Here is a 15,736-nt window from a genome sequence, read left to right as displayed (position 1 = left end):
GTATCTCCCTCGGATCATGAGAATCTTCCTCAATCGGTGTCGGAGAGTCCCGAATATATCCATTGGATAGCTTGCAGGCGTGCGGTCAGCACGGTGTCGGTATCGATGTCGGGAAATCGAAAATTGTTCGCCGCGATATGTTCCACAAAGTCCGGCTCCGGACTCATGTTTCGCACGCGCAACTGGAAGGGGACGTCTTCCGTCCAGATCCAGGTGCCGTCCGTGTAGAAGTTCGGTGGAATTATCTCCGGCTCTTCGGGATCGAGCGGATCTATCCAGGGATCATCGTCTGTATGTGCGACCGGTGCGTCGCGTAGATATGCGGCCACCTGTTCGGCGACTGCGGCAGGCAACGGCTCCCGTTCGTTCGCCTCCATTTCCCATTCATCGAGGTCGTACCTCTTCGCCTTACGCAGGCTTTGGCCGGGGAACCAATCCGGTAGTTTTTCGAGCCACTGAATCCTCTGCTCGTCCAGGAACGCCTGCGCGGGGACCGGCTTGGTGAAAGGGTCCTCGGTCCAGTTGGTTTCGATGGAAGACTCGCCCATGCGGGCATAGTGGAATCGCAGGCTGTACCAGGTGCCTTCGTGGGGTCGGCTCATCAGGTTGCGAAACACCGGGAACAACTCACGTGCTCCGGTCGGGGTTTCGATCGGAACGATTCGCTGGTCGATGGTGTGTACCACGCTGACCGTCTCGACGTGATGACCCACCTGGCGGTAGTCGATCGTTACGGCAGCCCAGCCGGCCGGGAGTTGGTGAAAGAGCGTCTCGCAGACGATATTCAGCAATTCGTGCTTGGCATTGAAACCGAGGTTGGTGAATATGAACGGTTTATATGTCATATTGTGCGCCGATTCCTTAGTCGCTGTCGGCTGTATCGATGACTATTGCCGCCAGCCAGTCCGGGATATAGCCTTCGTCTCGCGGGTAGGCCTCGAGGTCTTCACGGAAATCTGAACCAGACAGCGGGGGATACCACATCGGGTCGACATCATAATTGACCTTCAGCATGATGCGCATTTCTCTGTCGTTCGTGACCAGCGCGGAGAACCATGCACCCTTGCCGGGAATGTACTGCAGCCCTCGGAGTTCGCGAAACAACGGTTCCAGGCGTTCATCCGGTGCCAACGCCGGTGCGCTGCCATCGCGGTTGGTCACCGTGAGCGCGATATCCGAGATCCGGTTCGTCATCAGCACTTTCAAATCGAAGAATGCGAGATCGGGACCCATATCCTCCATCTGAGCCAGAACTATTTCGCAGAGCTCGGATTTCAGGTCCGCGATGCGCTGCTCGACGGAGCCGTTGTCGCCGTCGGCTTCGGCTGCCATGTCCATCCTCTCATCTTGCTTGACTGGGCAGGTTATGGAAAGTGCGGGCATGACAGGTGGTGCGAGGTGGCGGCGGATCGTCCAACGTGATCTCGTACATCACGGCCAAAGCCACGGGTGTCTCGGTCGGTGGGTCGCCGTGCATCGGCCAGACGGTCAGATTGTTCACCGTGACCCCGTCCATGCCGTGCAAAGCGGTGAGATCCGTCTCCATCCTGAACCAGGACTGCCAGTGGTTGGCGCCGTCCTGCCAGGTCCCGGAGTTCTCCGGCGCCCACTGCGGGTAGTAGTTCAGGAACTCGCTGAGCCCGCCCAGACTATTCGCGAGCTTGTGGCCGCCCGCGAACAGCGCGAACTCGCCCGCAGTGGTCTCGGGGTACTCCTTCCGGCCTATATCTCCCGATTTCTGCTGCAAGTAATCGCTGCGGTCGACGACGGCGGTCGTATCGGGGCGGCAATGTGTTACGTCTGTTCCTTCGATGCCGACGCGAGCAATGAACTGTGGCGTTTTGCCGACCGCATTCGGAAAGCGGTCCTCGCGGTCGGCACCGTACTCGACGCCGGGAATAGGAGTGCGCAGCCGGAAGTCTTCCGGCTCGAAGGACTTCGGTTCGAATGGCCTCGGTTCAAAGGTCTCGCCGGTCCGTGCGGCCTCCTTCTTTCGTTCTCTCTCTGCTGCGTTGTGTGCTTTCTTACGTTCTCTCTCTGCTGTCCTGTGTTCTTTCTTACGTTCTTTCTCTGCTGCTTTGTGGGCATCTCTGTCCGACTGGTAGGACTGCTTCGATCCCAGTTCGGGATTCAAAGCTTCGGGGTCGGTGCCGGACCAGGTGTGAACCCGCTGCACCCTACCGTCGCTCCCGGTCCAGAAGATCCCGTGCAGATTTCCATTCCGGTCGAAGACTTGGATGCGGGTATTGGCGGGTAGTGGTTCGCGGGTAGCGAACGCTTCACCTGATGTGCGGTCGTATTGACCGAGCGATCCGCCGGCTGGATGTCCCGCCGCGGGAACCGTCATCTCCCATACCTGGTCGGTCTCGTTCCATTGACGGTGGACGTTCATCGGATTGTCGTCGGTGCCCGGGCTTTCCGATGTGGGGTCGGGCGTCTGCTCACGGAGTTGCCCGTCCGGATCCCAAGGTATATCCCGGGCGTAGGCACCGTTCTGGTCGGTGTCCAGGACGATCGCGCCATGGTCGGAGACCAAGCGCACCACGGCACCGGGTGGTGGCTCGGAGATATCGCGGTTGATCGCGTTGCTCGCGAAGTTCGGGTGTCCCGGCCGATAGGCGTCTGGATCTGCCGCTTGCTTGCCCGGGTGCACGCGAGTGTTCGGGATCTGAAGCTCGGCACGGGTGATTCTGCCGGAGCTGTCGGTATAGAACGTTCCATAGGGCCGTCCCGCCGAGTCCACGACGGGAATTCGGGCATTCGCAGGCAGATCGGTACGGTCTGCGAATCGGTCACCCGGCCCGACCTGCATCGTCGGCACCGTCCGAGCGTCGGCCGGCACAGTCCATTGCCCGCTGCCGACCTCGTTGCCCGGACGTTTTGGTCGGTCGGATTCACTGTCGCTTTCCGAATCACTTGCCGGGGGGTCCTCGGCAGGTGGGGTGGAGGTCGCTGGTTCGTCGTCCCCCATGTAATCGATGGGTGTCGTCGGGTCGGTGTTGTTGGGGGACTGGGGGATTCCGGTGGTGGGTGGGGGTGTGGTGCCGTCGGGGCGGGTGGGGTGGTGGGTGGTCCAGGTGCCACCGTCGCGGACGTGGGCCGGGGAGTCGGGCTTGTTGGGGGTGCCGACCGCGTTGGTGGGGACTGTGACCGGGGAGCCGAGTTCGTTGGCTAGTCGCTGGGCGAGTTCCGGGTTGTTGGCGGCGTTGCACGCGACGAGGCGAATCGGTGTGCCCGGCTTGTAGTTCGGGTTGGAGCGGATGGCGTCGATGATCTGTTGTTCGGTGAGGCCGCCGAGCGGGCGGCCGTTGGCGTCGGCGTGCAGGATTACGTCGAAATGGCCTTCGTTGCGGAGGTTTTCGCGAACCCGGTGCGTGGCTGGATCGTCGCCGATACTCGTGCTTGTCGGGGTGTGGTGGGTGTTCGGGGGTGGAGTGGGACGGGGCGATTCCGGAGCGGAAGGTTTGTCGGTGCTCGTCGTGCCTTCAGCGGAGCGGGTGTTGGCGGGGCTGGACTCTGCTGCCGTCGACGATGTTTGAGCGAGCGGCTGATCGGTGCGAGGTGGGCCGCCGATGGGGGCGGTCGCCGCGGGTGTAGTGGGCGAGCCGGCCTGTGGCGACCCGGCCGGTGTCGTTGGGGTGGAGGCGTTTTGACTTGCGGTCGGCTCGGTGCCGGAGGGGTTGGTTGTCGGGCTTGCGGGAGAATGGGCGGCCACCGGCGACGCGGTGTCGCCGGGTGAAGAGGGCTCCGGGTTCTTGACCGCGGCAGCTGGGTCGGTTTGGCGCGTCGGGTCGGCCGTCGTCGGGTCTGCCGCTGTGGTCGGCTGCTCGGCGCGCGATGGATCGGCGGGGGGCGGTGAAGCCGCATCGGCTGCTGGGGCCGAGTCCGTCGACGTCGGATTCCGCGGTGCCGTGGTTGAGGAGTCGTCGTCGTGCGGGGTGCTGGTTGGCGCCTCGGACGCGGCGGCATCGGCCGGGCGGGATCCGTCGGGTGTCGTCGGGTCGGTGGCCGGTGTCGGCCGAACGTCGGTCTTCGGATCGACCGGTGCGGTGTCTGTGGGAGACGTTGTCGGCTTGGACGAGGGAGCGTTGTCCGTCGACGCCGGGCTCGAGGGGCTTGTGTTCGACAGGTTGCCGATGCCCGGATCGTTTGCGGGAGAGGGATTCGCAGTGGGAGCTGTGCTCGCCTGAACCTCTGGGCCCGACGTGCCCGCCGGAGCATTCGTCGTTGGGCTGGTAGGCGTGGTGTCGGCAGGTCGGTCGATGCTTGCCGCAGCTGGGGTGGGCGGAGTGGGCGAGCTGGTCGGCGGGGTGTCCGAGGTATCGCTGGTGTCCCGGGGCATCGGCGGAACCTCGCGGAGGTAGCCGCCCTCGATGAGGGCGCGCACCGGAACCGGGAGATAGTGCTGGCTACCCAGGCCCGGTTCGCCCATCTGAGGCGCGATTTCGCCCATCCATACCGGGAGCGGTCTGATCACCTCGTATTGGTGGTACTGCTCACCTTCGAGATTGGTGGGTGGGAGGGCGCGCTCAGGATAGGAGACACCCGGCGGAGAAGTGAATCTGCCGTGGTCGCCTCCGAACCGGTCGATGATTTCGCCGGGCGGGAGCACGACCGGCTCGCGAGCGCTCGGGTCGGCGAAACCCTCGGGATATGTGTCGGGGTCGGCCCAATCCAGCTTGCCGTTCGGTTTGGTGAGCTGCTTGATTCGTTCGTCGAGGTCGACGCCGTGGCACGGGTCGTAGCCGGACGGGATGAGGGCTTCGACCGCCGGATCGCCGCGGCCGACACCCGGCGCGGCGGGTGGGAAATCGCCGTTGTGGTTCCTTTTGTATTCGTCGACCGCGTTGTTGAGACTCTCCTCGATAGCTTGCAGACGCTGGAGTTCGCTGGCGTCCATATCGGGATGGACGAGGCTGTCCGTCGGGATCGTGGTGCCATCGGTGTAGTAGCCCGGGTTGTTCGGATCCGGCTGCTTCGAGTCGGCCTCGTCGTCGACTGCCGAGTCGTCGCCGGAATCGTCCTTGCCGGTGTCATCGGCTGTCGAGTTGTCGTCGGCCGAGTCGTCTTCGCGCTTGCCCGGGTCCGAATCGTCGGAGTCGCGTTGTTTCGTGCCCTCTCGGGCCGGATCGCTGTCGCTGGGCTTTTCCGAATCCGGGCGTTTCTTGTTCTCGCCCACCTGATCTGGATCCGGATTGCCCGCGTCGGGATCGGAATCGTCTTGGGGTGGGGTGTCGCCCATGAGATCGACAGGGCTGTTGTCGGTGGGCTGTTCGTTACTCGGTGCGGTGAGGTTCGGTGAGGGTTGGGGGGATGTCGTTGGGGTGGAGGAGGTTTGGGGGGTATGGGTTTGCCAGGTGCCGTTGTTGCGGATGTGGGCGGGGGAGTCGGGGCGGGCGGGGACTCCGACGGCGTCGGTAGCCGCGTGGACAGGGGAGCCGAGTTCGTTGGCTAGTCGCTGGGCCAGGTCGGGGTTGTTGCCGGCGTTGCAGGCGACCAGGCGGATGGGGGTGCCGGGGGTGAAGTTGGGGTTGGCGCGGATGGCGGCGGCGATCTGCTGTTCGGTGAGGTTGTTGAGCGGGCGGCCGTTGGTGTCGGCGTGGAAGACGACGTCGAAGTGGCCTTCGTTGCGGAGGTTTCGGGAGACGCGCCGGGTGGCCGGGTCGTCGCCGATGCTGGTGCTGGTCGCGGTGTGATGAGTATTCGGGGGCGGGGTGTCGCTCGGCGGCGTGTCCGCGGTGGGCGGCTGATCAGAGGGCGACCGGGTTTGGTCCGCCGGTGATTGCTGCTGGCCCGCTGGCGATGCGGACTGCTGCTGGTCGGCCGAGGACACGGGTTGTCCGGCCGGTGAAGTGGGTTGGCCGGATTGCGCCTGGTTGGTGGGCGATTTGGTCTGGTCTGCCGGTGATTGTGGTTGGTTCGCTGGTGTGGTGGGTTGGCCGGATTGTGGCTGGTTGGTGGGCGTTTTGGTCTGGTCTGCCGGTGATTGTGGTTGGTTCGCTGGTGTGGTGGGTTGGCCGGATTGTGGCTGGTTGGTGGGCGTTTTGGTCTGGTCCGCCGGTGGCTGTGGTTGGTTCGCCGGTGTGGTGGGGCGGCCGGACTGCGGTTGTGACTGGTGTGTGGGCGATTTCGGCTGGCTGGTCGGGGATTGGTGTGAGCCGGAAGGAGATTGGGGCTGGCTGGTGTGTGGGCGCTGGTCGGCCGAAGGCTGTGTGGTGGCGGGTGTTTGGCGACCGGGCTGTGGCTGCTGCGAAGTGGGGAGCTGTTGCGGTAGTCGCGAGGGGGAGTTCGGATCGGTGGTCGGTGATTGCTGCTGGGGGCGGGTGGACGGATCGACGGCGTCGGCGTTCCACGGGGTGGAGAAGGGGTTGGACTGGCGTTGTTTCTGGGCTAGCCAGTCGCGGAACTCCTGTCCGGTGCGGGTGTTGGCGGGGGTGGTGCGGTCGGGGTTCGGTTGAGCGGACTGTGGTGGGGTCGAGTTGTCGTTGCGGGTAGCCGGATTCGAGGGGGTGCGGGTGGGGGCGGTCGACTCGGGGGCCCGGGTGTCGGGGAGGTTGCCGAAGTTCTGGTCCTCGAAACGGCGGGGGCGCTGAGGGGTTGGCGCGCTGCGATCCGGCCGGTTCGAGCGGGAGCCGTCGGGGTCGGCCGGTGTGGATGCCGACTGCCGTGGACTGTCACTCGGACGCGATGGGGCGCTGTCGGGCCGCGGCGCGGACGAGAAGGGCTGGTTGGACCGTGGATCCGCATTCGGCGCTGACGACCGAGGGTCTTGATCCGAACGGGAGGGCCCCGCGTCGGACCGCGTCGCGGAAGTCGGGTTTTGATCAGTGCGCGTGGTGGCCGTATCGGGACGCGTTGCAGCAGATTGGGTTTGGTTCGCGCGAGTCGGATCGGTGTCGGGTCGCGTGGAAGAGGAGTGGTTTTGGCCGGGCCCAGGCCGAGCCGTATCGGGACGCGTTGCAGTGGGCGGGTTTTGGTCGGGCCGGGGTGGAGTTGTATCGGGGCGTGTTGCGGTGGCTGGGGTTTGGTCGGGCCGGGGTGGAGTTGTATCGGGGCGTGTTGCGGTAGCCGGGGTTTGGCCGGGGCTTCGGGGATCAGAGTTCGGTCGGGCTGCTGATGACGGGTTTTGATCCGCGCGGGCGGCGGCCGGGTTCTGGGCGGCGTTGGGTGCCGCGGTGGTGGGGTCGCCGACGTTCGGGGCGGCGGCGGACCGGGGGGTGTCCGCCTGAGGTGTGGTGGTGGGCGGGGTGAGTGTGGCGGTGCCGGCCGGGGCGGTGGCGGTGGACGCCGGGGCGGTTGTGGTGGATGCGGGTGAGGTGGTGCCGGGTGTGGACGGTGTTGTGGGAGACGGGTTTTGGGTGCCGGGGGATTCTGTGTTCGGTTGCGCTTGCGTGGGGTTCTGGGCTGCGGGAGCTTGGGTGCCGCTGGGGTTCTGGGTGGTGGGGGCGGGGTTTTGGGAGGCAGGCTGCTGCGGGGTGGTCGGCTGGCCCTGCTGGGGAGTGGTCGACTGCGGCTGCTGTTGAGCCGGGTTCTGCTGCGCCGGTTGGCTCTCCGGGGACTGCTGGTTCGGCTGCTGAGTGCTCGGCTGACTCGGGGATTGCTGCGCGGGTTGTTGCTGGCTCGGCTGAGCGCTGGAGGGCTGGGCGGGTTGTTGCTGGTTCGGCTGGGTGTCGCCGGGCTGGCTCGGCGATTGTTGGGCCGGGTTCTGCTGCGTCGGCTGAGTTTCGGAGGGCTGCGTCGGCTGCTGCTGGTTGGGCTGTGTATCCGACGGTGCCTGCTGTGCTGGATTCTGGTTTGTCGGTTGTGTGTCGGATGGTTGGTTGGGCGACTGCTGTGCCGGTTGCTGCTGTGCCGGTTGCTGCTGGCTGGGCTGCGTATCGGCCGGTTGGGACGGTGAATTCGGCTGGGTGTCGGCGGGGGCCTGTTGTGCGGGGTTCTGCCCGGTGGGTTGGGTGTCGGCGGGCTGGCTGGGATTCTGTTGTGCCGGTTGCGTGTCGGGGTTCTGCTGGGCGGGCTGTTGACTCTGCGGCTGGTTGTCCCCATTGCTGGGATTTGTTGTACCCGGGTTGTTGTCCGACGGGTTCGTGTTGGCCGGGGTCGTCGGGTTTTCAGCTCCCGGAGTGGTGGGGTTGGTCGTGTCCGGGTTCGACGGGTTCGTATTTGCCGGTGTGGTCGGGTTGTCGGACGGGTTCGTGTTGGCCGGGGTGGTCGGGTTGTCGGACGGATTCGTGTTGGCCGGGGTGGTGGGGTTCTCCTGGTTGTTCGGGTTCTGGTTCGCGGGGGTTCCGTCCCCGTCCCCATCCCCGTTGGCGGGAGTCCCGTCGCCGTCATTGCTCCCACCAGGATCCGTGGACGCGGGGTTGGTGTTGTTCCCCCCGTTCTCCAGCGCACTCTGCCCGGCCCCGGCTACCGACGAGGTGAGGGTGTCCAGCGTGAGTACGTCACCGAGGTTGAATTCCTGGTCGGTGAGTGCGGCGGTGGTGGCGGCCGCGGCGACTTCACCGGCCAGGCCGGCGCCGACCTCCTGGGCGCCGTCTTTCAACGCGGACGAGAGTTTGCTGCTGTTCGGGTTGCCGGAGCCGGAGGTCAGGGCGCCTTCGGTGGCGCCGGCGGCGGCCGCGGCGGCGATGGTGGCGCCGGATTCGAGCCATTCCTCTTTACTGAGCGCGTCGCGGTTGCCCGCGGCGACCTGGGCGAGTTTCAGGCCGATCTCGAGGAAGCCTTCCTCGAGCACGGCCGACCAGGCGCCTTTGAGGGCTGCGCGGGCGGCGGCTTTGAGCGCGGCCTTCGAAAGGATCCGTTTCAGCAGCGCCTTCAACGCGACCCGGATGGCGATGCGGGTGGCGACCTGGGCCGCGGCGGCGGTGGCGGCGCCGGCGGGCGCACCGACACCGGTGGCCATTTCGGCCAGGGCGACAGCCATTTCGATGGCGAAGATGACCAGCGACGCGATGATGACGAGCTTGGTGTGCTCGATGTCGGCGGCGCCGTCCCCGATTTCGTCGGCGAGGGTCTCGATGGTTTTGATCAGGCCGTCGAAGGCGCCTTGGCCGCCGCCGAGTTTGGTCCAGTGCGCGGCGAAGGCTTGACCGGTGCTGCCGTCGAGTTGGTTGATGGCCTGTTCGACGGCGTGGGTGGCTTCGTCGTCGAGGTCGGTGAGTGTGGTGGCGAGTGTGGTCCAGGCGTCTTCGACCCGGCGCATGGCGGTCTCGTCGCCTTCGGGCCAGTCGCCGGCGCCGACCACATATTTGGCGACCCACTGCAACGAGTCCGGAATCTCGATCCCCACCCGCAGTTCCCCTTCGAACCCACCCGTCGACCGGGCCTAAACATACCTATGTCCCCTTGGACGCGCACACCCGCGCTTCGGTTCCATCGATCTCACCGGCTGTGAGATCGCCTACAGCAACCCCAGCAAACTCCAGCCGCGGGACCTGCCAGTGATGATGCACTCAAGCTATGGATCTTGGTTGGTTCGAGGCGGGCGGCGACGGTAGATTGTCTCGGTGGTCTATTGCGAGGGTCCCGGCGGTGTCGGTCGGTGGGTAGTGGGCATGGTCGCGCTCATGTAACGAGAGATCGACGTTGGACAGATAGTGCCAATGAACTTTTTTGTGCCTGATTGATGATGAGAACTGAACCTGGATACGCGGGCGCCACGCTTCGATAGGTGAGCGTCCTGTCCGGGTGTCGTCGGGGAGCGCTCGCGTGGTGTTCCGGAAGTGAGGTTTCGGTTGGACCGGCTGGATGAGGGCGGGAACAGCGAGTTCGGTGTGGAGTACTTCCCACTGTCGCCCGCGCAGCTGGGTATCTGGTATGCCCAGCACGTCGATCCGCAGGTGCCGATCAATATCGCCCAGTATGTCGAGCTGCGCGGCGATCTGGATGTAGGCGCGCTGGAGCGCGCCAGCCACGACGCCGCCCTGGAGCTGGGTTCGGGCTTTGTCCGAATCGTCGAGCGCGCGGGTGAGCCGGTGCAGACGGTCGACCCGACGCTGGACGCCACCCTCGAGTACATCGATCTGCGTGCGGAGGCCGATCCGGAGGCCGCCGCGCAGGAGTGGATGCGCCGCGAGTACAGCCGCCCGCTCGACATCGTCGAGGACCGCCTGATTCGCGCGGCCGCGCTGCGCCTGGCCGACGACCACTGGTTCTGGTACTCGCGTGCCCATCACATCGTGCTCGACGGTTTCGGCGCGATGACCTTCATGACCCGCATCGCCGAGCACTACACCGCGAATGTGACCGGTGTCGAGGTCAAGCCGGCCAAGGCCACCGAGCTGCGCACGCTGTTCGACCAGGAACTCGCCTACCGTGACAGCACCCGATTCGAATCGGACCGGGCGCATTGGGCGCAGCGGGTCGAGGGCCTGGAAGAAGGCTCGAGCCTGGCGGGCCGCTCGGCGCCGCCCGCGCCGGTGAACGGCATCGCGAGCGCGGCGCTGACCACCGAGCAGGACGCGCTGCTCGCCGCGGCCGTCGCCCGCCACGACAATTCACCGGCCGGTCTGCTGATCGCCGGTTTCGCCGCCTATCTGGCTCAGCTGACCGGCGCCGAGGACGTCATCCTGAGCCTGCCGGTGACCGCCCGCACCACCGCGGCCATGCGCCGCTCGGGCGGCGTGGTGTCGAATATCGTGCCGCTGCGGCTGCGGGTCGCCCACGAGACCACGGTGGCCGAACTGCTCAAAGCGGTGACGGTGGAGGTGTCGGGCGCGCTGCGGCATCAGCGGTACCGGCACGAGGACATCCGCCGCGACGCGGCCGGCGACGGCGTGGTGACCACGGAGTTCTTCGGTCCGTGGGTCAACATCATGCTGTTCCAGAACGAGATGGTGCTCGGCCCGATGGTCGGGCAGCTGAATGTGCTGTCCACGGGCAGCATCGAGGATCTGGGCGTCAACTTCTATCAGTCGGCGGGCAACCGGTCCCACATCGATTTCGAGACCAACCCGAATCTGTACAGCGACGCCGAGGCGCACCGTCAGCACACCCGCTTCCTGGAGTTCTTCGACCGGTTCCTGGCCGCCGACGCCGAGGCGGCGGTGTGGTCGCTGCCCGTGACCACCGCGGACGAGCGCGAACTGACCCTGGTGGAGTGGAACGACTCCGAGCACGAGGTGCCGGTCACCACGCTGCCCGCGCTGCTGGACTGGCAGATCCCGCTGACGCCGGACCATATCGCCCTCGATTTCGAGGGCGAGCAGTTGACCTACGCCGAGTTCGGCGCGCGGGTCAACCGGCTGGCGCGATTCCTGATCGCCGACGGCGTCGGCCCGGAATCGCTTGTCGCCCTTGGCATGCGGCGTTCGCTGGAGCTCGTCATCGGCATGCATGCGGTGCTGCGGGCCGGTGGCGCGTATGTGCCGATCGATCCGGATCATCCGGCCGAGCGCACCGCCTACATCCTGGACTCGGCCGCACCGGTGTGCGTGCTGACCCTGTCCTACGACGAGCTCGAGCTGCCCGAGCGGATGCCCCGGGTGCCGATCGACACCCTGGACACCTCGGCCTATTCCGACGCGCCGGTGACCGATGCGGATCGCCTGGCGCCGCTGCGCCCGGACAACACCGCCTACGTCATCTATACCTCGGGTTCGACCGGACGCCCGAAGGGCGTCGCGGTCACCCATCACGCGATCGTCAACCAAGAGCTGTGGATGCTCGACGAGTACCGGTTGACGGCGTCGGATGTCTACCTGCAGAAGACCGCGACCACCTTCGACGTGTCGCTGTGGGGTTACTTCCTGCCGCTGCTGGTCGGCGCCAAGCTGGTGATCGCCAGCCCCGACGGCCACCGCGACCCGCTGTATGTGGCGGAGATGATCGAGCGCCACGGCGTTACGGTCACCGACTTCGTGCCGTCCATGCTGACGGTGTTCGTCGCGCACGCCACCCAGGCCCAATGTGCCACGCTGCGTGCGGTTTACGTGATCGGTGAGGCTTTGCCGCCGGAGACCGCCGCCGGTTTCCGTGCCATCTCCAGCGCCGGGTTGCACAACCTGTACGGCCCGACCGAGGCCGCGGTCTCGGTCACCTACTGGGAGGCGACCGCCGCCGACACGGTCACGGTGCCGATCGGCATCCCGGAGTGGAATGTCGATGTCTACGTGCTGGATTCGCGGCTGCGTCCGGCCGCGATCGGCGCGCCGGGCGAGTTGTATCTGGGTGGGCGTCAGCTCGCCCGCGGCTATCGTGGCCGCCCGGATCTGTCAGCGGACCGCTTCGTCGCTAATCCGGTGTCCGGAAACGGTTCTCGCATGTACCGCACCGGCGACCTGGTGCGCTGGACCGCCGACGGGGTACTGGAGTACATCGGGCGTACCGACTTCCAGGTGAAGTTCCGTGGTCAGCGCATCGAGCTGGGCGAGATCGAGACGGTGCTGCTGCGGCATCCGGCGGTGTCGCAGGCGGCGGCGCTGGTTGTCGATACCGCGACCGGTCAGCAGCTGGCGGCGTATGTGGTTCCCGCGCCGGGGATGACGGTCGATTCGGCGGAGTTGGCGCAGTTCGGCGCGGAGCGTCTGCCGGCGTACATGGTGCCGGCGGCCGTGGTGGTGCTGGATGCGTTCCCGTTGAACACTTCGGGAAAGCTGGATCGTAAAGCGTTGCCGGAGCCGGTGTTCGCGGCCGACCTGGCGGGCTATCGAGCCCCGCGCACGCAGGCCGAGCAGGTCGTCGCCGCGATCTTCGCCGATGTGCTGAATCTGCCGATGGTCGGCGTCGAGGACGACTTCTTCGCCCTGGGCGGCAACTCGCTGGTGGCCACCCAGGTGATGGCCCGGGTGGCGGCGGCATTCGGCACCCGGCTGGGTGTGCGGGCGCTGTTCGAGACCCCGACCGTCGCCGGGATCGCCGCGCGGGCGGAGGCCGCGGGCGGGTCCGAGGCGGCGCGGCCGCCGCTGGTGGCGTACGCGGTCGCCGAGCCGGAGCGGGTGCCGTTGTCGCTGGCACAGCAGCGGATGTGGTTCCTCAACCAGTTCGATCCGACCGTGCCGATCTACAACCTGCCCTTCGTGATGCGTCTGCACGGCGCGATCGATATCGACGCGTGCATCGCCGCGCTGTCGGATGTGATCGAGCGGCAGCAGTCGCTGCGCACGATCTTCCCGACCTGGGGTGATACCGGGTACCAGCAGGTGCTGCCGATGGATCGGGTGCACCTCGACGTCGAGGTGCAGACCGTCGACGAGGTCGAACTGCGCTTGAATCTGCTCGAATTCGCGCAGGCCGGGTTCGACGTCTCGCGGGAACTGCCGATCCGGGTCCGGATCTTCGAGATCGCCGGCAGCGACGACTACGCGGTCGCTGTCGTCACCCATCACATCGCCGTGGACGGTTTCTCCTTCGGCCCGCTCGCGCAGGACATGGCGCAGGCCTATCTGGCCCGAGCCGCCGGGCAGGCGCCGAACTGGACGCCGCTGGCCGTCAACTACCGCGACTTCACGGTGTGGCAGCGTGAGGTGTTGGGTGCTGAGGATGATCCGGAGTCGTTGATTTCGGGGCAGACTCGGTATTGGGTGTCGCAGTTGGCGGATTTGCCGGATGAGTTGGTGTTGCCGGTTGATCGGGTGCGTCCGCCGGTGGCGAGTTTCCGGGGTGGTCGGGTTTCTGTTGATGTTTCGGCGGAGATTCAGCAGCGTTTGGTGGTGTTGAGTCGTCAGCACAATGCGTCGGTGTTCATGGTTTTGCATGGTGCGCTGGCGGTGTTGTTGTCGCGGTTGTCGGGTTCTGAGGATGTGGCGATCGGTACGCCGATTGCGGGTCGTGGTGAGCAGGCTCTCGATGATTTGGTCGGGATGTTTGTGAATACGTTGGTGTTGCGTTCTCGGGTTGATGGTGGGGAGTCGTTTACCGAGTTCTTGGGTCGTGTTCGGGAGACGGATCTGGCGGCGTTCGGGCATGCGGATGTGCCGTTCGAGCGTTTGGTGGAGGTGTTGAATCCGGCGCGTTCGCAGGCTCGGCATCCGTTGTTCCAGGTGATGCTCGCGGTACAGAACCTGGACCGGGTGCGCCTGGAGCTGGAAGGGTCGAGCGTCGACGTCCAGGAACTGACGGTCGATCTGGCGCGATTCGATCTACAGTTCGTACTCTCGGAAGCCCCGGCCGGTGGCTGGACGCTCGAATTGACCTACGCCACAGACTTGTTCGAGGAGTCGACCGCCGCCGCCATCGCCGAACGGTGGGTGCGCGTGCTGGAGGGGATCGTCGCCGATCCCGTCGTGGCGGTCGGGGATCTCGATATTCTGCGTGTGGATGAGCGTGCTGAGTTGGTGGCGCGTGTGGGTGTGGCTGCTGAGCCGGTGCGGACGTTGCCGGAGTTGTTGGCCGAGGCGGTGGCTGGTGATCCGCGTGCGCCGGCGGTGGTGTTCGAGGGGACAGCTCTGTCGTATGCGGAGGTGGATGCTCGGTCGAATCGTTTGGCGCGGTTGCTGATCGAGCGTGGTGTGGGTGTCGAGGATGTGGTCGCGGTGACGGTGCCGCGGTCGGAGTTGTCGTATCTGGCGACGTGGGCGATTGCGAAGTCCGGTGGTGCGTTCTTGCCGGTGGCGTCGGATCTGCCGGGTGATCGTGTCGAGTACATGCTCGGTGATTCGGGTGCGCGTGTGGGTGTGACGGTGTCGTCGGTGCGTGCGCAGTTGCCGGGTTCGGTGGATTGGGTGGTGCTCGACGAGCTCGATGTGGATGGTTATTCCCAAGCGCCGCTTACTGATTCGGATCGTTCCCGCCCGCTGGTAGCCCAGCATCCCGCCTACGTGATCTACACCTCCGGTACGACCGGTCGTCCCAAGGGCGTCGTGGTGACTCATGCCGGTCTGGCGAATTTCCGGGCGGAGCAGAACGAGCGTTATGGGCTCGATGGTTTCACTCGCGCTTTGCATTTCGCGTCCCCGAGCTTCGACGCTTCGATCCTCGAATTCCTGCTCGCTGTCGGCGCAGGCGGCGCGCTGGTCGTGGTGCCGCCCGGGGTGTACGGCGGTGCGGAACTGGCCGAGCTGATCAGCGCCGAGCGGGTTACCCATGCGATGTTGACGCCGTCGGTGCTGGCGTCGATGGATCCGTCGGCGCTGGCCGGTCTGCGCGTGGTGATCGCCGGTGGCGAGGCGGTGTCCGCCGATCTGATCTCGAAGTTCGCGGCGGATGGCCGTCGCTTCTTCAATGCCTACGGTCCGACCGAGGCCACGATCGCCAGCAACGTCAGTGACGCGCTGTCTCCGGGCGATCGCGTGACGGTGGGTGCTCCGATTCGCGGTATGCAGGCCCTGGTACTGGACAGCCGTTTGCAGCCGGTGCCGGTGGGCGTGGCCGGTGAGCTCTACCTGTCGGGTATTCAGCTCGCGCGCGGTTATCTCGATCGCGCGGCGCTCACCGCGGATCGGTTCGTGGCCAATCCTTTCGCCGATGGTGAGCGGATGTATCGCACCGGTGATGTGGTGCGCTGGACCGCTGAGGGCACGGTCGAGTATGTGGGCCGGTCCGATTTCCAGGTGAAGGTCCGTGGTTTCCGGATCGAGCTCGGGGAGATCGATGCGGCGCTGACCGCCGATCCCGATGTCGATTTCGCTGTCACGGTCGGGCACACGGGTACCGCGGGTGTGACCGTCCTGGTCTCGTATGTGGTTGCCGTGCCTGGCCGTTTGATCGATGTCGCCGAGTTGTCGGCTGATCTCGGGCGGCGGTTGCCGAGTTATATGGTGCCGTCGTCGATCGTGGTGATCGATCAGGTTCCGTTGAC

General features: G+C 65.9%; 5 protein-coding genes. 2 read left to right on the top strand and 3 right to left on the bottom strand.

Annotation, left to right across the window (positions count from 1 at the left end; translation table 11 throughout):
- Positions 1-29 precede the first annotated feature (29 nt).
- The 3 genes from ACFVMC_RS22920 to ACFVMC_RS22910 are packed head-to-tail and all read right to left on the bottom strand — an operon-like array spanning position 30 to position 5,833.
- Positions 30-845 carry a hypothetical protein gene (locus ACFVMC_RS22920; RefSeq protein WP_379213309.1) on the bottom strand — a complete coding sequence of 272 codons (816 nt, stop codon included), beginning with the start codon at positions 843-845 and terminating at the stop codon, positions 30-32.
- A 16-nt stretch (positions 846-861) separates the two neighbouring features.
- Positions 862-1,332: a hypothetical protein gene (locus ACFVMC_RS22915; protein WP_379213307.1), complete on the bottom strand. Its 471-nt coding sequence runs from the start codon at positions 1,330-1,332 to the stop codon at positions 862-864.
- A gap of 10 nt (positions 1,333-1,342) precedes the next feature.
- Entirely contained in the window at positions 1,343-5,833 is a 4,491-nt protein-coding gene (locus ACFVMC_RS22910) for a glycohydrolase toxin TNT-related protein (RefSeq protein WP_379213305.1), read from the bottom strand.
- Positions 5,834-8,017: 2,184 nt separating this feature from the next.
- On the opposite strand from ACFVMC_RS22910, the gene ACFVMC_RS22905 reads away from it, so the two are divergent.
- Both ACFVMC_RS22905 and ACFVMC_RS22900 read left to right on the top strand, forming a co-directional pair.
- Positions 8,018-9,394, top strand: a complete 1,377-nt coding sequence (locus tag ACFVMC_RS22905) for a hypothetical protein (RefSeq protein WP_379213303.1) — start codon at positions 8,018-8,020, stop codon at positions 9,392-9,394.
- A gap of 328 nt (positions 9,395-9,722) precedes the next feature.
- Positions 9,723-15,736: amino acid adenylation domain-containing protein (locus tag ACFVMC_RS22900; protein ID WP_379213302.1), on the top strand; the 6,014-nt coding region annotated here is incomplete at its 3' end.

Origin of the sequence: Nocardia sp. NPDC127579 (assembly GCF_042672005.1) — a bacterium.
Lineage (GTDB): Bacteria > Actinomycetota > Actinomycetes > Mycobacteriales > Mycobacteriaceae > Nocardia.
This window is presented reverse-complemented; position numbering and strand designations above follow the sequence as displayed.

What these genes read in the sequence shown, in the direction of transcription:
- ACFVMC_RS22915 (WP_379213307.1), bottom strand. Translation starts at nt 1,332, where the DNA reads ATGGCAGCCGAAGCCGACGGCGACAACGGCTCCGTCGAGCAGCGCATC.
- ACFVMC_RS22920 (WP_379213309.1), bottom strand. Translation starts at nt 845, where the DNA reads ATGACATATAAACCGTTCATATTCACCAACCTCGGTTTCAATGCCAAG.